General features: G+C 70.1%; 18 protein-coding genes and 1 pseudogene. 16 read left to right on the forward strand and 3 right to left on the reverse strand.

From position 1 onward, the window contains the following. The first annotated feature begins 46 nt into the window (after positions 1 to 46). From MME74_RS08025 to ilvC, 6 genes and pseudogenes are all read left to right on the forward strand, one after another. A complete protein-coding gene (locus MME74_RS08025; protein ID WP_267418273.1) occupies positions 47 to 1,453 on the forward strand; it encodes an alpha,alpha-trehalose-phosphate synthase (UDP-forming) in 1,407 nt (468 codons plus the stop codon). 52 nt (positions 1,454 to 1,505) lie between these two features. Continuing rightward, positions 1,506 to 2,303, forward strand: a complete 798-nt coding sequence (otsB, locus tag MME74_RS08030; protein ID WP_267418274.1) for a trehalose-phosphatase — start codon at positions 1,506 to 1,508, stop codon at positions 2,301 to 2,303. 9 nt (positions 2,304 to 2,312) lie between these two features. Next, entirely contained in the window at positions 2,313 to 4,031 is a 1,719-nt protein-coding gene (gene ilvD / locus MME74_RS08035; RefSeq protein WP_267418275.1) for a dihydroxy-acid dehydratase, read from the forward strand. A 51-nt stretch (positions 4,032 to 4,082) separates the two neighbouring features. Further along, complete coding sequence (locus tag MME74_RS08040) at positions 4,083 to 5,885, forward strand: acetolactate synthase large subunit (protein WP_267418277.1); 1,803 nt, start codon at positions 4,083 to 4,085, stop codon at positions 5,883 to 5,885. 3 nt (positions 5,886 to 5,888) lie between these two features. After that, the gene (gene ilvN / locus MME74_RS08045) at positions 5,889 to 6,398 is read left to right on the forward strand and encodes an acetolactate synthase small subunit (protein WP_017830816.1); all 510 of its coding nucleotides are present in this window, start codon (positions 5,889 to 5,891) and stop codon (positions 6,396 to 6,398) included. Positions 6,399 to 6,432: 34 nt separating this feature from the next. Further along, positions 6,433 to 7,506, forward strand: a pseudogene (ilvC, locus tag MME74_RS08050) (ketol-acid reductoisomerase); the annotation flags it as partial. Between the two features lie 66 nt (positions 7,507 to 7,572). Here ilvC and MME74_RS08055 read toward each other — a convergent pair. Further along, on the reverse strand, positions 7,573 to 10,407 hold the full coding sequence (locus MME74_RS08055) for an FAD-binding and (Fe-S)-binding domain-containing protein (RefSeq protein ID WP_267418278.1): 2,835 nt from the start codon (positions 10,405 to 10,407) through the stop codon (positions 7,573 to 7,575). A 73-nt stretch (positions 10,408 to 10,480) separates the two neighbouring features. On the opposite strand from MME74_RS08055, the gene MME74_RS08060 reads away from it, so the two are divergent. After that, positions 10,481 to 11,143, forward strand: coding sequence for a GntR family transcriptional regulator (locus MME74_RS08060; RefSeq protein ID WP_267418279.1), 663 nt, complete (start codon positions 10,481 to 10,483; stop codon positions 11,141 to 11,143). A gap of 13 nt (positions 11,144 to 11,156) precedes the next feature. Here MME74_RS08060 and MME74_RS08065 read toward each other — a convergent pair whose 3' ends face one another. Continuing rightward, positions 11,157 to 12,098: a hypothetical protein gene (locus MME74_RS08065; protein ID WP_267418280.1), complete on the reverse strand. Its 942-nt coding sequence runs from the start codon at positions 12,096 to 12,098 to the stop codon at positions 11,157 to 11,159. Between the two features lie 83 nt (positions 12,099 to 12,181). On the opposite strand from MME74_RS08065, the gene MME74_RS08070 reads away from it, so the two are divergent. The 3 genes from MME74_RS08070 to serA all read left to right on the forward strand — a co-directional run bounded on the left by MME74_RS08070 (position 12,182) and on the right by serA (position 14,706). Next, entirely contained in the window at positions 12,182 to 12,646 is a 465-nt protein-coding gene (locus tag MME74_RS08070; RefSeq protein WP_267418281.1) for a hypothetical protein, read from the forward strand. Next, positions 12,643 to 12,978, forward strand: a complete 336-nt coding sequence (locus tag MME74_RS08075) for a hypothetical protein (protein WP_267418282.1) — start codon at positions 12,643 to 12,645, stop codon at positions 12,976 to 12,978. Before MME74_RS08070 ends, MME74_RS08075 begins: the two co-directional genes overlap by 4 nt. Before the next feature lie 123 nt (positions 12,979 to 13,101). Continuing rightward, on the forward strand, positions 13,102 to 14,706 hold the full coding sequence (serA, locus tag MME74_RS08080) for a phosphoglycerate dehydrogenase (RefSeq protein ID WP_267418283.1): 1,605 nt from the start codon (positions 13,102 to 13,104) through the stop codon (positions 14,704 to 14,706). A 63-nt stretch (positions 14,707 to 14,769) separates the two neighbouring features. Here serA and MME74_RS08085 read toward each other — a convergent pair whose 3' ends face one another. Further along, a complete protein-coding gene (locus MME74_RS08085) occupies positions 14,770 to 15,312 on the reverse strand; it encodes a TetR/AcrR family transcriptional regulator (protein ID WP_267418284.1) in 543 nt (180 codons plus the stop codon). 95 nt (positions 15,313 to 15,407) lie between these two features. Between MME74_RS08085 and MME74_RS08090 the strand changes: the two genes are divergently transcribed. The 6 genes from MME74_RS08090 (at position 15,408) to MME74_RS08115 (ending at position 22,134) form a co-directional block, all read left to right on the forward strand. Then, positions 15,408 to 16,943: an MFS transporter gene (locus MME74_RS08090; protein ID WP_267418285.1), complete on the forward strand. Its 1,536-nt coding sequence runs from the start codon at positions 15,408 to 15,410 to the stop codon at positions 16,941 to 16,943. 81 nt (positions 16,944 to 17,024) lie between these two features. Then, entirely contained in the window at positions 17,025 to 18,068 is a 1,044-nt protein-coding gene (locus MME74_RS08095; protein WP_267418286.1) for a 3-isopropylmalate dehydrogenase, read from the forward strand. A gap of 60 nt (positions 18,069 to 18,128) precedes the next feature. Continuing rightward, positions 18,129 to 19,229 carry a branched-chain amino acid aminotransferase gene (locus MME74_RS08100; RefSeq protein ID WP_267418287.1) on the forward strand — a complete coding sequence of 367 codons (1,101 nt, stop codon included), beginning with the start codon at positions 18,129 to 18,131 and terminating at the stop codon, positions 19,227 to 19,229. Positions 19,230 to 19,340: 111 nt separating this feature from the next. Further along, positions 19,341 to 20,117, forward strand: coding sequence for a fumarylacetoacetate hydrolase family protein (locus MME74_RS08105; protein WP_267418289.1), 777 nt, complete (start codon positions 19,341 to 19,343; stop codon positions 20,115 to 20,117). Beyond that, positions 20,114 to 21,373: an MFS transporter gene (locus MME74_RS08110; protein ID WP_267418290.1), complete on the forward strand. Its 1,260-nt coding sequence runs from the start codon at positions 20,114 to 20,116 to the stop codon at positions 21,371 to 21,373. Before MME74_RS08105 ends, MME74_RS08110 begins: the two co-directional genes overlap by 4 nt. Then, on the forward strand, positions 21,370 to 22,134 hold the full coding sequence (locus MME74_RS08115) for a class I SAM-dependent methyltransferase (protein ID WP_267418291.1): 765 nt from the start codon (positions 21,370 to 21,372) through the stop codon (positions 22,132 to 22,134). Before MME74_RS08110 ends, MME74_RS08115 begins: the two co-directional genes overlap by 4 nt. Positions 22,135 to 22,138: the final 4 nt, after the last annotated feature.

Genomic DNA, 22,138 nt, shown 5'->3' on the forward strand with positions numbered 1-22,138 from the left:
ATCCCGTCATCCTGGGTAGGTTGGAGTCAACCGTGAGGAGTCATCCGTGACCGCTGCAGATTTCGTCGTCGTCGCCAACCGACTGCCCGTCGACCGGGTGGAGGGACCTGACGGCGAGGAGATCTGGCGCACCTCTCCCGGAGGGCTGGTCGCTGCTCTCGAGCCCATGATGCGCAACGTCCACGGCGCCTGGGTCGGCTGGGCCGGTCAGGCCGACGTCGAGCTCGAGCCGTTCGAGGCGGGCGGCATCGAACTCGTGCCCGTCGCGCTCAGCGCGCAGGAGGTGGCGGAGTACTACGAGGGCTTCGCGAACGACACGATCTGGCCGCTGTACCACGACGTGATCGCGCCGCCCCAGTACCACCGCGAATGGTGGGAGGCCTACGTCACGGTCAATCGGCGGTTCGCCGAAGCCGCCGCGGCCACCGTGGCCCCGGAGGGCACCGTCTGGGTGCACGACTACCAGCTGCAGCTCGTCCCGCAGCTGGTGCGCGAGCTACGTCCCGACGTGACGATCGGCTACTTCCACCACATCCCGTTCCCGGCCCACGGCCTCTACGCCCAGCTGCCCTGGCGCGACCAGGTGCTGCGCGGCCTGCTCGGCGCCGACGTGATCGGCTTCCAGCGCGCTCAGGACGCCACCTACTTCCTCACCGCCGTGCGGCGTCGGCTCCGCTACGAGGTCAAGGGACCGCACGTGGCGGTGCCCGAGGGGGACGGCACGCGCACCGCCTTGGCGCGGGCGTTCCCGATCTCCATCGACACCACGCCCTATCTCGAGCTCGCGGCGCGGGAGGACGTTCGTGCCCGGGCGGCCGAGATCCGCGCCAGCCTGGGCAACCCGAAGCGCATCCTGCTCGGCGTCGACCGGCTCGACTACACCAAGGGCATCCGTCACCGCATCAAGGCGTACGGCGAGCTGCTCGCGGAGGGGCGGCTGAAGGTCGAGGACGTCACGCTCGTCCAGGTCGCCAGCCCCAGTCGGGAGCGTGTCGACGCGTACGTGCACTTGCGCGACGAGATCGAGCTCGCCGTGAGCCGCATCAACGGCGACACCGACACGATGGGTCACTCCGCCATCCGCTACCTGCACCAGGGATATCCGCGCGAGGAGATGGTCGCGCTGTACCTGGCGGCCGACGTGATGCTCGTGACCGCGCTGCGCGACGGCATGAACCTCGTCGCGAAGGAGTACGTCGCGACCCGCGTCGACGACCGCGGTGTGCTGGTGCTCAGCGAGTTCACCGGCGCGGCGGACGAGCTGCGGCAGGCCGTGCGCGTCAACCCGCACGACATCGAGGGGCTCAAGGACGCGATCATGACCGCGGTCGAGATGACGCCGACCGAGCAGGGCCGCCGCATGCGGTCGCTCCGCCGGCGCGTGCTCGACAACGACGTCGCCGCCTGGTCCTCCTCGTTCCTGGCCGCTCTCGCCGAGGTGCGTGGACGCTGACCTTCCGCGCGGCCGCGATACTGGGAGCGAACCCCCTGCGAATGGAGACACTGTGACGCGCCCCTGGATCCCCGGAACCGCCGACGACGCCCTCAGCGCCCTGGCCGCCACGCCGCGGCTGGTCGTCGCGCTCGACTTCGACGGCACCGCCTCCCCTCTGGTCGAAGACCCGATGGCGGCGCGCGCGCTCCCCGAGGTCGCGGCTCAGGTCGATCGCCTCGCGGCCCTGCCGGACACGGTCGTCGCCTACGTCTCCGGCCGCAGCATGCACGACCTCCGCGTGATCACGGAGCACACCGACGACTCGCCGATCGCCCTCGCCGGCTCGCACGGCGCCCAGTACTGGTTCCCCGGAGAGGGCGACGCCGATGCCCCGGGAGAGGCTACCGAGGACGGCGCGCGCGAGGAGCTGTGGGCCGCGGCGAAGCCGATCATCGAGCGGTACGAGGGTGCCGAGTTCGAGCCCAAGACGTTCGGCATGGGCGTGCACACCCGCCGGGCCGACCGTGAGACCGAGGAGCGCGTCTTCGCCGAGATCGACGCCCTCGTCGCCGAGCGCTTCCCGCACTGGCGACGCCGAGCCGGCCACCGGGTGCTGGAGTTCTCCTCGCGCAACGAGGGCAAGGACGCCGCGATGGCCGCGCTCCGCGACCGCTTCGACGCCACCGGCATCCTGTTCGCCGGCGACGATGTGACCGACGAGGATGCGATGCGCGTGCTCGGGGAGGGCGACCTCGGCGTGCGCGTCGGCCCGGGGGAGAGCGTCGCGACCCTGCGTGTGGACACTCCACAAGAGATCGCCGCGCTTCTGGAGGCGTTGGCGGACGAACGCACCTCTCGGCGGCAATAGACTTCCGTCATGTCCTCGCATGATCCCTCTCACAGCGCGCCCATCGACATCAAGCCCCGCAGCCGCGTCGTCACCGACGGCATCGAGGCCACAACCTCCCGAGGCATGCTCCGTGCCGTCGGCATGGGTGACGCCGACTGGGACAAGCCGCAGATCGGAATCGCCTCCAGCTGGAACGAGATCACGCCCTGCAACCTGAGCCTCGACCGGCTCGCGCAGGGCGCGAAGGAGGGCGTGCACTCCGGCGGTGGCTACCCGCTGCAGTTCGGCACGATCTCCGTCTCCGACGGCATCTCGATGGGCCACGAGGGTATGCACTTCTCCCTCGTGTCGCGCGAGGTCATCGCCGACTCCGTCGAGACCGTGATGATGGCCGAGCGCCTCGACGGCTCCGTGCTCCTCGCAGGCTGCGACAAGTCGATCCCCGGCATGCTCATGGCCAGCGCCCGCCTCGACCTCTCCAGCGTGTTCCTGTACGCCGGATCGATCGCGCCGGGATGGGTCAAGCTCTCCGACGGCACCGAGAAGGACGTCACGATCATCGACTCGTTCGAGGCGGTCGGCGCCTGCCGTGCCGGTCTCATGAGCGAGGAGGACCTGAAGCGCATCGAGTGCGCCATCGCCCCCGGCGAGGGTGCCTGCGGCGGCATGTACACCGCGAACACCATGGCATCGGTCGCCGAGGCCCTCGGTCTCAGCCTGCCCGGCTCGGCCGCGCCGCCCGCGGCGGACCGTCGTCGCGACTACTTCGCCCACCGCTCGGGCGAGGCCGTGGTGAACCTGCTCCGCCAGGGCATCACCACCCGCGACATCCTCACCAAGGAGGCGTTCGAGAACGCGATCGCCCTCGCGATGGCCCTCGGCGGCTCCACGAACGTCGTCCTGCACCTGCTCGCGATCGCCCGTGAGGCCGAGGTCGAGCTGAGCCTGCACGACTTCAACCGCATCGGCGACAAGGTCCCGCACGTCGCCGACATGAAGCCGTTCGGCAAGTACGTCATGAACGACGTCGACCGTCACGGCGGCATCCCCGTGATCATGAAGGCGATGCTCGACGAGGGCCTGCTGCACGGCGACGCGCTCACCGTCACGGGCAAGACGCTCGCCGAGAACCTCGCCGACCTCGACCCGCAGCCGATCGACGGCGAGGTCATCCACACGTTCGACAACCCGATCCACGCCACCGGCGGACTCACGATCCTGCACGGCTCGCTGGCTCCCGAGGGCGCCGTGGTGAAGACCGCGGGCTTCGACGCCGCCGTGTTCGAGGGCCCGGCCCGCGTGTTCGAGCGCGAGCGCGCGGCCATGGACGCCGTCGCCGAGGGTGAGATCGAGCCCGGCACGGTCATCGTCATCCGCTACGAAGGACCCAAGGGCGGACCGGGTATGCGCGAGATGCTCGCCATCACCGCGGCCATCAAGGGCGCGGGGCTCGGAAAAGATGTACTACTCTTGACGGACGGACGATTCTCAGGCGGCACAACCGGCCTGTGCATCGGCCACATAGCACCCGAAGCGGTGGACGCTGGTCCCATCGCCTTCGTGCGCGATGGTGATCTGATACGGGTCGATATCGCAGCTCGCTCTCTCGATCTACTCGTCGATGAGGCAGAGCTCGCCTCCCGCCGCTCTGGCTGGGAGCCGCTTCCCCCGCGCTACACCCGAGGCGTTCTTGCCAAGTACTCGCGCCTCGTGCGGTCCGCCGCCGAGGGAGCGACCACCGGCTGACCCGGACGCTCCGGCATCCGGCGTCCTCCACAGATCATCAGAAGGAAACTCATGACTGCTGATTCCGCCCCGGCCGTGCCGAGGCCGCCCGCCCGTCAATCCTCTGCGCCGGAGATCACCGGCGCCGAGGCCGTGGTCCGCTCGCTCGAGCTGCTCGGTGTGACCGATGTCTTCGGTCTCCCGGGCGGAGCGATCCTTCCGGTCTACGACCCGCTGATGGACGCGTCCGAGCTGCGTCACATCCTGGTCCGGCACGAGCAGGGCGCCGGCCACGCGGCCGAGGGCTACGCATCCGCGTCCGGCAAGGTGGGCGTGTGCATCGCGACCTCCGGTCCGGGCGCGACCAACCTCGTGACCGCGATCGCCGACGCCTACATGGACTCGGTGCCGATGCTGGCCATCACCGGCCAGGTGTTCTCGACCCTGATGGGGACGGACGCCTTCCAGGAGGCCGACATCGTGGGCATCACGATGCCGATCACGAAGCACTCCTTCCTGGTGAAGGACGCCGCCGACATCCCGGGTGCCATCGCGGCGGCCTACGAGATCGCCGGCACCGGTCGTCCCGGCCCCGTGCTCGTCGACATCACGAAGGACGCGCAGCAGGCGACGGCTCCGTTCGTGTGGCCGCCCAAGATCGACCTTCCCGGCTACCGCCCGGTGACCAAGGCGCACGGCAAGCAGATCCAGGCCGCGGCGACCCTGCTCGCGGAGGCCAAGAAGCCCGTGCTGTACGTCGGCGGCGGCGTGATCCGCGGCAAGGCGTCGGCGGAGCTCCTCGAGCTCGCGGAGTCGACGGGCGCGCCCGTCGTCACCACGCTGATGGCCCGCGGCGCATTCCCCGACTCGCACCCGCAGCACCTCGGCATGCCGGGCATGCACGGCACGGTCCCGGCCGTGCTGGCGCTGCAGGAGGCCGACCTGCTGGTGTCGCTCGGCGCGCGGTTCGATGACCGAGTGACGGGCAAGGCGGCGCTCTTCGCGCCGAATGCCAAGGTCGTGCACGTCGACATCGATCCCGCCGAGATCTCGAAGATCCGCACGGCCGATGTGCCGATCGTGGGCGATGTCCGCGACGTGCTGACCGACCTGGACGCCGCGTTCCGCGGTGCCACGGGCGGCGAGAAGACCGACATCGAGGAGTGGTGGTCGTACCTCGACGGGCTGCGCAGCGAGTTCCCGCTCGGCTTCGCGCCTACGACGGACGGCCTCCTGGCCCCGCAGTACGTGATCCAGCGCATCGGCGAGCTCACCGGGCCCGAGGGCATCTTCGCCTCGGGCGTCGGCCAGCACCAGATGTGGGCCGCGCAGTTCATCAAGTACGAGCGCCCCAACGCCTGGCTGAACTCCGGTGGAGCCGGCACCATGGGCTACTCGGTTCCGGCCGCGATGGGCGCGAAGGTCGCCGAGCCCGACCGTCCCGTGTGGGCGATCGACGGCGACGGCTGCTTCCAGATGACCAATCAGGAGCTCGCGACCTGCACGATCAACAACATCCCGATCAAGGTCGCGATCATCAACAACTCGTCGCTGGGCATGGTCCGCCAGTGGCAGACGCTGTTCTACGACGGTCGCCACTCGAACACCGACCTCAACACCGGGCACGGCACGATCCGCATCCCCGACTTCGTGAAGCTCGCCGAGGCCTACGGCTGCCTCGCGATCCGCGTGGAGAAGGAGGAGGAGGTGGATGCCGCGATCAAGCTCGCGCTCGAGACGAACGACCGTCCGGTGGTGATCGACTTCGTGGTGAGCGCCGACTCCATGGTGTGGCCGATGGTCCCGCAGGGAGTGAGCAACAGCTTTGTCCAGTACGCCCGCGAGCATGCGCCCGCCTTCGACGAGGAGGACTGATCCATGTCGACCCACGTGCTGAGCCTGCTGGTGGAGAACACCCCCGGCCTCCTCACCCGCGTCGCCGGGCTGTTCGCCCGTCGCGGCTTCAACATCGACTCCCTCGCCGTCGGCGTGACGGAGGTGCCGGGGATCTCCCGCATCACCGTCGTCGTCGACGTCGACGAGCTCCCGCTCGAGCAGGTCACCAAGCAGCTCAACAAGCTGATCAACGTGATCAAGATCGTGGAGCTCGACTTCGCCACGTCGGTGCAGCGCGAGCACATGCTCGTGAAGGTGCGCACCGACAACGCCACGCGCTCGAACGTGATCGAGGTGGTGAACCTCTTCCGCGCATCCGTGGTGGACTACGCCTCCGACGCGCTCGTGATCGAGGTGACCGGCGACAAGGGCAAGGTCGACGCGATGCTTCGCGCGCTCGAGCCCTTCGGCATCAAGGAGATCGCGCAGTCGGGTCTCCTCGCCATCGGCCGCGGCGGCAAGAGCATCACCGAGCGCGTCCTGCGCGGCTGACAGACCTGACCACCGACTTTTCGCCGCTCGCCGAGCGCGCGAAGCCAGACGAAACGCAAAGAACAAGGAGAAACACATAGTGAGCACCGAGATCTTCTACGACGCCGACGCCGACCTGTCCCTGATCCAGGGCAAGAAGGTCGCGATCGTCGGATACGGCTCGCAGGGCCACGCCCACGCGCAGAACCTGCGCGACTCGGGCGTCGAGGTCGCCATCGCGCTCAAGGAGGGCTCCAAGTCCGCTGCCAAGGCCGAGGAGGCCGGCTTCCCGGTCAAGACCGTCGCCGAGGCCACCGAGTGGGCCGACGTCATCATGATCCTCGCGCCGGACCAGCACCAGCGCATCATCTACAGCGAGTCCATCGCGCCGAACCTCACGGCCGGCAAGACCCTCGCCTTCGCGCACGGCTTCAACATCCGCTTCGGCTACATCGACGCTCCCGAGGGCGTCGACGTGATCCTCGTCGCCCCGAAGGCGCCGGGCCACACCGTCCGTCGCGAGTTCGTCGCGGGCCGTGGCATCCCGGACATCATCGCGGTCGAGCGCGACGCATCGGGCAAGGCCTGGGACCTCGCGCTCTCGTACGCGAAGGCCATCGGCGGCACCCGCGCCGGCGTCATCAAGACGACCTTCACCGAGGAGACCGAGACCGACCTGTTCGGCGAGCAGGCCGTGCTCTGCGGTGGCGTGAGCCACCTCGTCCAGGCCGGCTTCGAGACGCTGACCGAGGCGGGCTACCAGCCGCAGATCGCCTACTTCGAGGTGCTGCACGAGCTGAAGCTCATCGTCGACCTGATGTGGGAGGGCGGCATCGCCAAGCAGCGCTGGTCGATCTCCGACACCGCCGAGTTCGGCGACTACGTCTCGGGCCCGCGCGTCATCGACGAGCGCGTCAAGGAGAGCATGCAGGGCGTCCTCGCCGACATCCAGTCCGGTGCCTTCGCCAAGCGCTTCATCGACGACCAGGACAACGGTGCCGAGGAGTTCCTGGCGCTGCGCGCCAAGGAGGAGCAGCACCCGATCGAGGTCACCGGCAAGGAGCTGCGTTCGCTCTTCGCCTGGAAGCAGCAGGACGAGGACTACATCGACGGCAGCGCCGCGCGCTGACCCGAGTATCCGACGAAAGAACGGGCGTCCCCTCGGGGCGCCCGTTCTTTCGTTCTGTCCGGCCGTTCAGGGGCGGGTGAGCTCCTCCAGCACCTCGATCACGTGGCGGTAGGGGCGCCCCGTGGCGCGGGTCATCCCGATCTCGCACGTGCGGTTGGCCGAGACGAAGGCGTCGAATCCGCCCCGCTCGCCCTCGGCCGCGGCGATCTCCGCCGACTCCTGGGCCGTCGCACTGGCGGTGAGCTCGGGATGCAGCATCCCGCGGTCGCCGGCGAACGCGCAGCAGCCCCAGCCCTCGGGGATGAAGACGTCGTCCGCCACCGCCGCCGCGATCGCGGTCAGTGCGCCCGTCGCTCCCAGCGCGGTCGTGGAGCAGGTCGGGTGCACGGCCACGGTCGGGAGCTTCTCCGTGACGCTCAGGCGCGGCAGCACCTCGCGGGCGACGAAGGTGGTGGCGTCCTCGATCCGCAGGCCCCGGTAATTCGGGTTCTTCGCCACCGACTGGGCGAGCATCACGTCGAGGCCCTCGGTGCAGGATGCGGCGTCGCACACCACGGGGAGCTCGCCGTGGCGGCTGGCCTCCCACAGCGAATCGAGCACCCGGTCCGACATGAGCCGGTAGCCGTCGAGGTGCCCCTTCGACTTCCACGGGGTCCCGCAGCAGAGACCGCCGTTCTCCTCGGGGATCACGACCGGGATCCCTGCGCGGTCCAGGAGGTCGCGCAGCGCATCGCGGGATCCCCGGCCCTCGTCCTCCGCACCGAACATCGTGCCGATGCAGGCGCCGAAGAAGACCGCCTGGGCGTCGGCGGGCGCATCGGGCCGCGGGGGCTTGGAGCCGCCGCGGGGGAGCCCGCCGTCATAGAGCGGGACGGTGTCGGCGCCGAGTATGGCCCGGCCGACCTGCGTCACTCCGCGCACCAGCGGCGCGGGAAGGGCGTCGGCCACGGTCAGCGCCACGCCGCCGGCACGGGTCACGGTGCTCCAGTGCTTCGCCGCCGTCCCCCAGAGTGCGCCCTCGACCGCGTTCGTCTGCTCGGCTCGCAGCCGGCGCACGAGGTCGCCGGTGTTGATGTCGACCGGGCACGCGACACCGCACATGCCGTCCACGGCGCAGGTCTGCACGCCGTCGTAGTCGTAGTCCTTCTGCAGGTCGCGCAGCAGCTCGGTGTCGCCCTGCTCCTCGGCCCACGCCATGTCGCGGCGGATCACGATGCGCTGACGCGGTGTGAGCGTGATGCTCTTGCTCGGGCACGTGGGTTCGCAGTAGCCACACTCGACGCAACGGTCGACCTCGCTCTCGACCGTCGGCACCCGCTTGAGGTCGTGCAGGTACGAGTCGGGGTCGTCCGAGAGGACCACACCGGGGTTGAGGATGCCGTCGGGGTCGAGCAGGCCCTTGATCTCCCACATCATGTCGGTGAGCTCGTCGCCGTACTGCCGACGCACGAAGGGCGCCATGATGCGACCGGTGCCGTGCTCGGCCTTGAGGGATCCCTGCTGGGAGAGGACCAGGTCGACCAGGTCGTCCGTGAACCTCCGGTAGCGTGCCACGCTGTCGGCGTCGTCGAAGCGCTCGTTGAGGAGGAAGTGGACGTTGCCGTCCTTCGCGTGGCCGAAGATGACCGAGCCCTCGTAGCCATGCTCGGCGAACAGCTCGATCAGCCGTTCGCAGGTCGCGAGCAGACGCGGGACGGGGACGACGATGTCCTCCAGCAGCGCGGTCGTCCCCGACGGGCGTGCTCCGGCCACGGCGGTGTAGAGGCCCTTGCGCACATGCCACAGGGCGGCGCGCTCGGCGGCGTCGGTCGTGAGCCGCGGAGCGACAGCGAGGGGCAGTGCCTCGAAGTGCGCCTGCGCACCGGCGCTCGCGTCCGCGAGCGCATCGGCGTCGGCGGCATGCACCTCGACGAGAAGCGCGGCGTGCCCCTGCACCTCGATCTCGGCGATGGCGGCCGGCACGTCGCTGAGCCCCTGCGCGACGCGGAGCGATGCGGCATCCATCAGCTCGATGGTCGCGAGACCCAGACGGGTGAGGTCGGGCAGTGCGGTCATCGCGGCGGAGAGGGTCTCGAACACCAGCAGGCCGGTCGCGATCGCCGGTCGCACCTCGATCGTCCGGAACCGGGCTTCCGCGACGAACGCGAGCGTTCCCTCGGACCCGATGACGAGGTGCTCGAGGATGCGCACCGGCTCGTCGAAGTCGAGGAGGGCGTTGAGCCCGTAGCCCATCGTGTTCTTCATCGAGAACTGCTGGCGGAGGAACGCGACGTGCTCGGGCGAGGCGAGCAGGCGTGCGCGGAGGGCCAGGAGCCCTTCGGCGATCGCGGGCTCGGCGGCGCGCAGCACGGCATCCGCATCGGGCCGACCGGTGTCGAGGATCGTGCCGCTCGGGAGCACGAGCGTCATCGACTCGATCGTCTGATAGGAGTTCTCGGTGATGCCGCAGGCCATGCCGCTGGAGTTGTTGGCCACGACGCCGCCAATCGTGCAGGCGATCTCGCTCGCGGGGTCGGGTCCGAGCTTGCGACGATGGCGGGTCAGGCGGGTGTTGACCTGACGCACGGTCGCGCCCGGGCCGACCCGGACGAAGGCACCGTCCTCTTCGACGCGGATGTCGCGGAAGTTGCTCCGCGTGTCGACCAGGATGTCTCCGCTGACGCTCTGGCCGGAGAGGCTGGTGCCACCGGAGCGGAAGGTGAGGGTGCGTCCGGCCGCGCGGACCGCTCCGAAGGCACGGGCGACGCCCTCGGCGTCCGCGGGGGAGAGCACCGCGTCCGGGATCAGGAGGTAATGGGACGCATCGTGGGCGCGTGCGAAGCGGTCGATGGATCGGGAGTGCACCTGCGTCGTCGAGCCCAGCAGTGCGGGGTCGAGTGGTTCGGCGAGTGTGGTCGGCACGGTGCTCCTCTGCTCCGTCGAAAGATTGTCTGACAAGTGTACCGAGATCGCACGGCTTCGATAGGCTGACCGCATGACCACGACCACGGACGCACCGCTGGGGATCGTCGGCGTGGTGGATGCCGTCACGGCACAGCTGCGCGGACGCATCCTCCGCGGCGACATCCGCTCGGGCACTCCGCTCACGGAGGCTGCGGTGTCGCAGACCTTCGGCGTGGCGCGACCCAGCGCGAAAGCGGCCATCGAGCAGCTCGTCGCCGCGGGGCTCCTGGTCCGCACCGCTCATCGGAGCGCGCGCGTCGTGGCGATCGACCCGGCCACCGTGCGGGACGTCTATCGCACGCGGGCGCGACTGGAGAGTGCGGCCCTGCGCGACCTCGCCGTCGACGGAACCGTGCCGCAGGCGGCGCTCGACGCGAACGCCGAGATCCTCGCGATGCCGCCGGGGCCGGACCCGGCGACCGTCGACCCCGACCTCCGGTTCCACACCGCCCTGATCGACGCGCTCGAGAGCGAGCGGACGGGACGGATGTACCGGAGCGTTCTCGACGAGGTGCGGCTGTGCATGGCGCAGGTGCAGGGACGGCAGCTGCTGGACGCCGCCGAGATCGCCGCCCAGCACGCCGAAATCCTCGACGCCGTCGCCTCCGGAGACGCCGATCGCGCGGCCGCTCTCCTCGACGCGCACCTCTCCTCCGCGGAGGAGAGGCTGGTGGCCGCGCTCGACGCCGACTAGCGCCGCAGCCGGGTCACTCGGCCGGGGCGTCCTCGACCACGAGCGGCGGCTCGACGGAGTCGGCCCAGACCGGCGCGGGAAGGACGGTGTCGACCTGTCCGGCCTGGATCTGGCGGAGCGCCTCGGTGATCTCCTCGTCGTTCTCCGGCACCGGCAGGTCGCAGGCGCGCAGCTCCGAGGCGAACTGGAGCGTCAGTCGGGTCTTGCCGGCCTCGACGGCCTGAGCGGTCGTGCCGGTGATGATCTCGCTGCCGGTCTGGATCGCCGAGACCTCATCGCAGACGTGATAGACCTTGCCGCCCTCGACCCAGACCACCTGGTCCTTGCCGAGGAGCTGGATGACCGCGGACTGGTCGGCGGTGTACTGCTCGACGGACGACGGCGCGAAGTCGATGCCGACGATGGCGGCGAGTGCGGCGAGGACGACGCCCACGATGCCGGCGGTCGTCTTCTGCCCCTTCGACATGTCCTTGTTCAGGAAGATCAGGATGACCAGCGGAAGGAACGCCACGATGGCGATGATCGCACCGAGCTGGTTCTGCACGAAGAACCGCACCTTGTCGGACTTGCGCGCCGGATCCAGGCGGTTCGCCTTCTTCCACAGCACCGACCCGGTGATCGACAGGGCCGCGATCACGACGAGCAGCACGAGGAGGGCGATGAAGGCCCACTGCGGGAACTGTGCCGAGACGCCGTGCTCCTCCAGGAGACCGGTGTCGGGGTTGCGCAGCAGTTCGCCGTCCTCGCCGACGAAGACGCGCTGACGCAGGAGCCAGAAGATGCCGACGCCCTCGCCGATGATCGCGACGGCCCAGAGCACGGCGGCGATCCAGCGGAAGCGCGTCGCCGTGGCCTTGGCTTCCGGGGTCGGGACCCAGCCGGCAGGCGGTTCGACGTTCGCGTCGTCCTTCACGGACGGCTCGACGCCGGCGTTCGTCTTGTCGCTCTCGGCCACGGTGCTCCCTTTCCGTCCGATGCCCGCCGATCCGGCTGAAGGCAACCCCGAGCCTAGTGGACCGGGTGTCCTACGCTGGGGACATGACTTCCGATTCCGACGACGCCCTCAGCTGGGACGGCGACGACGCGACTCCGCCCCAGGATCCCGCTCTTCCGCGCGGCTGGAACGCCGTCGGCAAGGGCAGCGGCGAGGTCGGCACGATCGAGGACGACGGCACCGTGACCGCCGCCCACCCGGAGGAGCCGGCGGGCCTGAGCACCCCGATGCTGCTGATCGTCGGCGTGATCGGGGGCGTCTACCTCCTCTACACGATCGGCTGGATCGTCGGAGGGCTGCGGCTGCAGCCGCTCGCCTCGTTCCTCGTGTCCGACGTCATGTTCCTGCCCTGGTTCGTGCTGGCGATCGCCGCACCGGCCCTGTGGTTCCTCGCCAGCTGGGTGCTCACGCGGGGGAGAGCCTCCTGGATCCGGGTCTCCGTCCTGCTCGCCGGGGTGGTCCTCCTCGTCCCGTGGCCCTTCGTCACCGTGGGGGTGATCGGATCATGAGCGAGTCGTCGACCGCTCCTCAGGTCTCCGCGGGTTCGCCGCGCTGGCTCGTCGGTCTCGTCATCGGGCTGGCGGGACTCTTCTACGCCTACGCGGTGTGGAACGCCGTCGCTCACCTCATCACGATGGCGCAGACCGGACTGACCGGCGGCGGGTGGGCGACGCTGCTGTTCGGTGTCGCGTTCCCCGCCATCGTGTTCGCGTTCGCCTACGTGATCGGCCGCCGTCGCAGGGTGGGCGAGCTCGCACTGGTGTTCCTCGCCGGCCTCGGCATCGTCGCAGTGTTCTGGATGAGCCTGATCGCGCTCAGCCTGACGATGCCCAGCGCCTGAGTCGTACACGGTCACACGGCACGGAGGGCCTCGGGCGCTCGGGTAGAGTTGACGCGATCGCGCCCCCATGGTGTGCGGCGCATCGGCCCCTCCCGCCTGCCGCGCTGCCCCGAAGGATCCACTGTGCCGAAGCCTGTCGTGCTCATCGCCGAAGTACTCTCTCCCGCCACGATCGAGGCCCTCGGCCCCGACTTCGACGTCCGTGACGTCGATGGCACCGACCGCGAGGCGCTCTTCGCCGCGCTGGCCGACGCCGACGCGGTGCTCGTCCGCTCGGCGACGCGCATCGACGAGGAGGCGCTGACCCACGCGCCGAAGCTGAAGGTCGTCGCGCGTGCGGGTGTCGGCCTCGACAACGTCGACATCAAGGCCGCCACGGCCGCCGGCGTCATGGTCGTGAACGCGCCGACCTCGAACATCGTCTCGGCCGCCGAGCTCACGGTCGGTCACATCCTGAGCCTCGCCCGTCGCATCCCGGCCGCGCACGCGTCGCTGTCGGCCGGTGCCTGGAAGCGCAGCTCCTTCACCGGTGCCGAGCTGTTCGAGAAGACGGTCGGCATCGTCGGCCTCGGCCGTATCGGCGCGCTGGTCGCCGCCCGCCTCGCCGCGTTCGACATGCGCGTCGTCGCGTACGACCCCTACGTGACCTCCGCCCGTGCGCAGCAGCTCGGCGTGCAGCTGCTCTCGCTCGACGAGCTCGTCGCCGAGTCGGACTTCCTCACGATCCACATGCCGAAGACGCCGGAGACCACCGGCATGATCGGCGCCGAGCAGTTCAAGGCCATGAAGCCGACCGCGTTCGTCGTGAACGTGGCCCGCGGCGGCCTGATCGACGAGGAGGCGCTGCACGCGGCGCTCGTCGCCGGCGAGATCGCCGGGGCTGGACTCGACGTCTTCACGTCGGAGCCTCCCGCCGAGGGCGGCACCGCTCGTCCGCTCCTCGAGCTGCCCAACGTCGTCGTCACCCCGCACCTCGGTGCGAGCACCGAGGAAGCCCAGGAGAAGGCCGGCGTCTCGGTCGCCCGCTCCGTGCGTCTGGCCCTCGGCGGCGACCTGGTTCCCGACGCGGTCAACGTGGCCGGCGGTGTGATCGACCCCTACGTGCGCCCGGGCATCTCCCTGGTCGAGAAGCTCGGTCAGATCTTCGCCGCCCTCGCCACGTCGCCGCTCACGAGCCTCGACGTCGAGGTGCACGGCGAGCTCAACGAGTACGACGTGAGCGTGCTCAAGCTGGCGGCGCTCAAGGGCGTCTTCACGAACATCGTCAGCGAGACGGTGTCGTACGTGAACGCGCCGCTGCTGGCCGAACAGCGCGGCATCGCGGTGCGCCTGATCAAGGACGACGTCAGCGACGAGTACCGCAACGTCATCACCCTCACCGGTGCCCTCTCCGACGGCACCCAGCTCTCCGTGTCCGGCACGCTCACCGGTCCGAAGCAGTCCGAGAAGCTGGTGGGCATCAACGACCACGCGCTCGAGCTGCCGATCGAGAAGCACCACGTCGTGATGCTCTACACCGACCGCCCCGGCATCGTGGCGGTCTACGGACAGAAGTTCGGCGAGGCCGGGATCAACATCGCCGGCATGCAGATCGCCCGTCAGGCCGCCGGTGCCCAGGCCCTCAGCGTGCTGACGCTGGACTCGCCGGTCTCCGACGAGCTGCTCGACGACGTGCGCGACGCGATCGACGCCGACCTGTTCCGTCAGATCGAGATCACCGAGGTCTGATCCGCAGCCATACCGAGAGAGGGCGGGAGCGCGAAGCTCCCGCCCTCTCTGCGTGTCCGGCGGTCAGGCCGTCGCGCGGAGCACGAGGGCGATCAGCTCGGCGAGCTCCTCGCTGCGGGGGACCAGCCGCTCCGGTCCGTGCACGTCGAGCGAGTTGTTGAAGTAGAGCCCGTCGCTGACCAGCATGACGAGGTCGAGGCTCGCGGTGTCGCGCACGTGCGGGCGGATCGTCTCGGCCCAGCGCCGTCGGGTGTCGCGGAGCATGTCGGCGGCGGGGATCGAGCCGCCCTGGGCGAGCCGGGTCGCGGCGATCAGGGCGCGGTCCAGCGCGTCGTCCTCCATCACGGACGTGCGCACGTAGTAGGCGACCGGGCCCTCGTCCGCGGCTGCCATCCGCTCCAGGTCCAGCGTCGTCAGGTCGTCCAGGCGGGCGAGGAGTCCGGCTTCGAGGTCGTCCTTCGAGCCGAAGTGATAGAGCAGTCCGCCCTTGGAGACGCCCGCCGCCTTGGCCGTCGCGTCGAGCGTCGCCGCCCGTTCCCCGTCGGCGATGAGGATCTCTTCGAAGGCGTCGAGCACCTTCTCGCGAGCGAGGGGAGGTCGGGGCATCGTGGATCCTCTGCACAGGGGACAGGTGGGAATTCTGTTACTATACCATCCGGACGGTTCACTAACCGCGCCATCACGATCCTGAGAGGTGTTCCATGACCCGTACTGCGTCGATCCCGACGACAGAGACGGATGCTCCCCGCGTCGGAGCCCGCGGCTGGGCGGCACTCATCGTCCTCATGCTGCCGGTGCTGCTGGTGTCGGTGGACAACACGGTGCTGAGCTTCGCGCTCCCCGAGATCTCCATCGCCCTCGCGCCCACCGGCGCCGAGCAGCTGTGGATCATCGATGTGTACCCCCTCGTGCTCGCCGGCCTCCTCGTCACGATGGGCACCCTGGGCGACCGGTTCGGACGCCGGAAGCTGCTGCTCATCGGAGCGATCGGCTTCGCGGCCGTCTCCGGTCTCGCCGCGTTCGCCCCGACCGCCGGGCTGCTCATCGCGGCGCGAGCGCTCCTCGGTTTCTTCGGCGCCATGCTGATGCCGTCGACGCTCTCCCTGCTGCGTTCGATCTTCCAGAACCGCGATCAGCGCCGCATGGCGATCGCGGTCTGGGCGTCGGCGTTCTCGGCAGGTTCCGCACTCGGCCCGATCGTGGGTGGGTTCCTGCTCGAGCACTTCGCGTGGGGATCGGTGTTCCTCATCGCGGTGCCGGTGCTCATCCCGCTGCTCATCGCCGCCCCGCTGCTCGTTCCCGAGAGCCGCGATCCGAACCCCGGGAAGATCGACCTGGTCAGCATCGTGCTCTCGATGGCGACCATGATCCCCGTGGTCTACGCGATCAAGTCGCTGGCCGTCGACGGGCCCAGCCTCACGGCCGCCGCCTGGGCGCTGCTCGGCTTCGGCATGGGCTACCTGTTCGTCCGGCGCCAGCTGCGGGTGACGTCGCCGATGCTCGACATGGCGCTCTTCCGCCGCGGTTCGTTCTCGGGCGCGATCCTGGTGAACCTGCTCAGCGTCGTGGCGCTCGTGGGCTTCCTCTACTTCGTGTCGCAGCATCTGCAGCTCGTCCTCGGGCTGTCCCCGATGACGGCGGGTCTGGCCCTCGTGCCCGGAATGCTCGCGATGATCGTCGCCGGGCTCTCGGTCGTGCCGGTCTCGCGTCGCGTGCCGCCGCACATCGTGATCCCCGTCGCCCTGGCGTTCTCGGTGGCCGGATACCTGATCGTCGCGTTCACGACGCACGAGCACGGCGTCCTGCCGCTCATCGTCGCGTTCGTGGTGCTGGGCATCGGGATCGGGGCGGCGGAGACGATCTCCAACGAGCTGATCCTGTCGAGCGCCCCCGCCGCGAAGGCCGGTGCGGCCAGCGCCGTGTCCGAGACCGCGTACGAGCTCGGCGCCGTGCTCGGCACCGCGGTGCTCGGAGGCATCATCACCGCCTTCTACCGCGGCGCACTCGTGCTTCCGGAAGGCCTGCCCGCCGATGTCGCACACGCCGCCGGTGAGACCCTCGCCGGCGCGTACACCGCCGCACACGCCCTGCCCGGCCAGCTCGGCGACGCCCTGTGGGCGGCGGCGACGGAGGCCTTCGGATCCGGCGTCATGGTGACCTCGCTGATCGGCGCGGGACTCGTCGTCCTCGCGGCCGTCATCGCCGCCGTCACACTGCGCAAGGCACCCACGCACTGACCAGTACGCTGGGAGGACCGGCCCGCTCGACCCTCGTCGGGCAGGGGCCGGTCCATCCCGCGCTGTGTGCAAGGAGTGTCAATGTCGCGTGTCGTGAAGCTGGCCGTCATCCCGGGTGACGGCATCGGACCCGAGGTCATCGCCGAGGCGGAGAAGGTGCTCGACGCCGTGACCGCCTCCAGCGACGTGGTCTTCGACAAGACGCGCTTCTCGCTCGGAGCCGGACGCTTCCTCGAGACCGGTGACACGCTCACGGACGAGGACCTCGCCGCGATCGCCGCGCACGACGCGATCCTGCTCGGCGCGGTCGGCGGCACCCCCGGCGACCCGCGCCTCAAGGACGCGAACATCGAGCGCGGCCTCCTCCTCAAGCTGCGCTTCACGCTCGACCACTACGTCAACCTGCGCCCGTCGAAGCTGTTCGTCGGTGCACCGGGACCCCTGGCCGCGCCGGGCGAGATCGACTTCGTCGTGGTCCGCGAGGGCACCGAGGGACCGTACGTCGGCAACGGCGGCACGATCCGCCGGGGCACCCCGCAGGAGGTCGCGAACGAGACCTCCGTCAACACGGCCTTCGGTGTGGAGCGCGTCGTGCGCTACGCCTTCGAGCTGGCCGAGCGCCGCCGCCGCACGCTCACGCTCGTGCACAAGACGAACGTGCTCGTGCACGCCGGTGCGATCTGGCAGCGGATCGTGAACGAGGTCGCGGCCGAGCACCCCGACGTGACGGTCGACTACCTGCACGTCGACGCGGCCACCATCTTCCTCGTCACCGACCCCTCGCGCTTCGACGTGATCGTCACCGACAACCTGTTCGGCGACATCCTCACCGACCTCGCGGGAGCCGTGACCGGCGGCATCGGGCTCGCCGCATCGGGGAACATCAACCCCGACGGCGCCTTCCCCTCGATGTTCGAGCCCGTGCACGGCTCGGCGCCCGACATCGCGGGCCAGCAGAAGGCCGACCCGACCGCCGCGATCCTCTCGATCGCGCTGCTGCTCGACCACCTCGGCCTCACCGCCGAATCCGCGCGGATCAGCGCGGCGGTCGAGGCCGACATCGCCGCCCGCACCGGCGCGCGCACCACCGCGGAGATCGGCTCCGCGATCACTGCACGCCTCTGACCGCAGGCGTAGGCTGAACGGGCGCGAGGATGCGCCCACCCACGAGGAATGGATGATGAGATGACGACCATCGATGCCGAGGCGACCGTGGCTCCCCTGGAGTTCGCCGTCACGAAGAACCTGACTGCCGCGTCTCCCGCGCGGCTCGCCGAGGTCCTGGAGAATCCGGGTTTCGGCGTCGTCTTCACCGACCACATGGTCGACATCTGCTGGTCCGTCAAGGGCGGCTGGCACCGTCCGCGCGTGCAGCCCTACGGACCGATCCCGCTCGACCCCGCGGCGTCCGTCCTGCACTACGCGCAGGAGATCTTCGAGGGCATCAAGGCCTACCGCCACGCGGACGGCTCGATCCACACGTTCCGCCCCGACCGCAACGCCGCGCGTCTGCAGGCCAGCGCCCGTCGTCTCGCGCTGCCCGAGCTGCCGACCGAGTACTTCATCCAGTCGCTGCGCGAGCTCATCGCGGTCGACGGTCGCTGGGTTCCCACCGGCGCCGACCAGAGCCTGTACCTGCGGCCGTTCATGTTCGCGAAGGAGGCCTTCCTCGGCGTCCGCGCGGCGCAGAAGGTCGCCTACTACGTGATCGCGAGCCCGGCGGGCGCCTACTTCTCCGGCGGGGTGAAGCCGGTGCGCATCTGGCTGTCCGAGGAGTATGCCCGCGCGGGCAAGGGCGGCACCGGCAAGGCGAAGACCGGCGGCAACTACGCCTCGAGCCTGCTCGCGCAGAGCGAGGCCAGCGCCAAGGGCTGCGACCAGGTCGTCTTCCTCAACGAGAAGCGCGACGTCGAGGAGCTCGGCGGCATGAACGTCGTGTTCGTCTTCAAGGACGGCCGCGTGGTCACGCCCGAGTCGGACAGCATCCTCGAGGGCATCACCCGCGACTCGCTCCTGCAGCTGGCGGAGGACCGCGGCTACACCGTCGAGAAGCGACCGATCTCGATCGACGAGTGGCGTGCGGGCGTGGCGTCCGGCGACATCGTCGAGGTGTTCGCCTGCGGCACCGCCGCGGTGGTCACCCCGATCGGTGCGCTGGTCGGCGACGGGTTCGACGAGCCGCAGCCGCTCGGTGAGCTCGCCCTCTCCCTGCGCGAGGAGCTCACCGACATCCAGTACGGTCGCCGCGAGGACAAGCACGGCTGGCTCCTGCGCCTCGACGCCTGAATCTGCTCGGGAACCGCGTACACGACGAGACCCACCGCCCCGCTCCGGGACGGTGGGTCTCGTCCTTCCCGGAGGGCCGCGGCGGCCGGGGTGCTCGGTAGGCTGGATCCCATGAAGATCGCCCGGTTCAGCCACGACGAAGCCATCATGTACGGGATCATCGACGAGCGCGAGCTCGTGGTGCTGGCCGGAGACCCGATGTTCACGGGCTATGAAACGACGGGTGCACGGGTTCCACTGGCCGACGCCGCACTGCTCGCTCCGGTGATCCCGCGGTCGAAGGTCGTCTGCGTCGGCAAGAACTATCACGACCACGCCGCTGAGATGGGGGGAGAGGCTCCCGAAGAGCCCCTGCTGTTCCTCAAGCCGAACACCGCGGTGATCGGTCCCGGCGACGCGATCGTGCGTCCGGCGCTCTCCGACCGCACCGAGTACGAGGGCGAGCTCGTCGTGGTCATCGGCAAGATCGCGAAGAACGTGAAGGCCGAGAACGCGCTCGACTACGTGCTCGGCTACACGATCGGCAACGACGTGACTGCCCGTGACCTGCAGCGCAAGGACGGACAGTGGGCGCGCGCGAAGGGCTTCGACACCTTCTGCCCGCTCGGACCCGTGATCGAGACCGACTTCGAGCCGGCGAACGCCACGATCGAGACGCGCGTCAACGGCGAGGTGCGCCAGCACGCGCCGCTGACCGACATGATCCACTCCGTGCCCGCGATCATCGAGTACGCCTCCGCCGTGTTCACGCTGCTTCCCGGTGACGTCATCATGACCGGTACTCCGGCGGGCGTGGGCACGTTCGAGGCGGGCGACGTGGTCGAGGTCGAGATCTCGGGGCTGGGCATCCTGCGCAACACCGTGCGCGACGCCGTACCCGCGTCATGACCGATGTCGCCCTGACGGCGGCGCAGCAGACGGCGGTCCAGCGACGCACCGTGCTGGTGCTGTCGTTCGGGCAGGTGCTCGGCGGCATCGCCTTCGGTGCGACGGTCTCCCTCGGCGCGCTCCTCGCAGCGGACATCTCCGGGAGCGACGCTCTCTCCGGCCTCGCCACGGCCTCCGTGACGCTGGGGGCGGCGGTGTGCGCCATCCCGCTCGCGCGCCTCGCGGCTCGGGTCGGCCGCCGTCGCGCCCTGACGCTGGGGAACCTGTTCGCGCTCATCGGCATCGCCGTCGTCATCCTCGCCGCGTCGCTCCGCATCTTCCCCCTGCTCCTCGCCGGCATCCTGATGATCGGCGCGGGCAACGCGGGCAACCTGCAGTCGCGCTTCGCCGCCACCGATCTGGCCGCCCCGCAGCATCGCGGCCGGGACCTCTCGATCGTCGTCTGGTCGACCACGATCGGCGGGGTGGCGGGCCCCCTGCTCCTCGGGCCGGGGGAGATCGTCGGGCAGGCGATCGGGATGCCGCCGCAGACCGGGTCCTACCTGTTCTCGTTCGTCGCCCAGTGCGCGGCGCTGGTGCTCTACATCGTCGCCCTCCGGCCGGATCCGCTGCTCGCCGCGCAGCGGCTGGCGCGCGCGGCGGCGGCCACCACGGGGGCGACCGTCGTCGACCGTCCGCGGGTCGCGCGCTACGCGATCTTCGCCATCGCCGGCTCGCATGTCGTCATGGCCTCGGTGATGGCGATGACCCCCGTGCACCTCTCGCACATGGCGCACGGCGCGGGCGGGATGGCCGCGACCTCGGCGGACGTCTCGGCCCTCGTGGGGATCACGATCGCCCTCCACGTGGGCGGCATGTACGCTCTGTCGCCGGTGTTCGGCGTCCTGGCCGACCGGTGGGGCCGACTCCGCGTGGTCCTGCTCGGGCAGGTGCTCCTCGCGGGCGCGCTCGGCTTCGCGATCTTCACCGGCACCGAGGCGTGGGGAGTGATGGTCGCGCTCATCCTCCTCGGACTCGGCTGGAGCGCCGCGACCGTGGCCGGCGCCGCGCTGCTCACCGAGGCGTCGGCGCCCGAGCTCCGCACGCGCCGGCAGGGCCGCAGCGACTCGCTCATGAGCCTCTCCGCCGCGGCCGGTTCCGTGCTGGCCGGAGTCGTCCTGTCGAACTTCCAGTACGCGGGGCTCGGCGTCGCCGCTTTCGTGCTGGTCCTCGCGATCGTCGCACTGTCGCCCCTGGCGCGCACGGGCGCTCGATGAAGGAGTGGGCGGGCGTCGGCGAGGCCTACTCCGCCTCCTATGCCGCCCTCTGCGCGGGAACGTTCCCGCCGATGCGCGAGGCGCTCGGAGCGGCGCGGGGTCGACGCCTGCTCGACGTCGGCTCGGGGGACGGCAGGCTCGCGGCGGCGTGGGCGGGCGAGGGATGGGACGTCACCGCGTGCGAGCCGGAGGGCAGTATGCGGGAGGTGTCCCTGCGGACCCATCCGCTCGTCCCGGTCCTCGACGCCGGGCTGCCCGACCTTCCGTTCCGCGATGGATCGTTCGACGTCGTGGTGGCGAACTTCGTCCTCAACCACGTCGGGTCCCCGCGCACGTCGGCGGCGGAACTGCGTCGCGTCGCCCGGGAGAGGGTCATCGCGACGACCTGGACCCGTTCGCCGTCCTGGCTGTGGGCGGAGGTCGCCCAGCGTGCCGGCATCGAGCCGGTGGCGGGTCGGCGGCTTCCGGAGAGCGAGGAGTTCGAGCGGACGGCCGAGGGCTTCGGACGGATGCTGGACGAGGCGGGGATGGGGCGCACCGGGGCCGTCGAGCACACCTGGACCTGGACGGCGACGCCGGCCGCGCTGTGGACCTCCGTCGAAGGAGGTGTCGCCGGCGCCGGGGCCCTGTTCGCGGGACTCGGCCCCGATGCGAGGCGGAACTTCCGGACAGCCTTCGACGAGGTCATGGAGGAGCGCCTCGTCGACGGTGCGCTGCCGCTGGAGCATCGTGCCGCGATCGCGGTCTGCACGCTGATCTGAGCAT

It is taken from the genome of Microbacterium oxydans, assembly GCF_026559675.1.
Lineage (GTDB): Bacteria > Actinomycetota > Actinomycetes > Actinomycetales > Microbacteriaceae > Microbacterium > Microbacterium oxydans_D.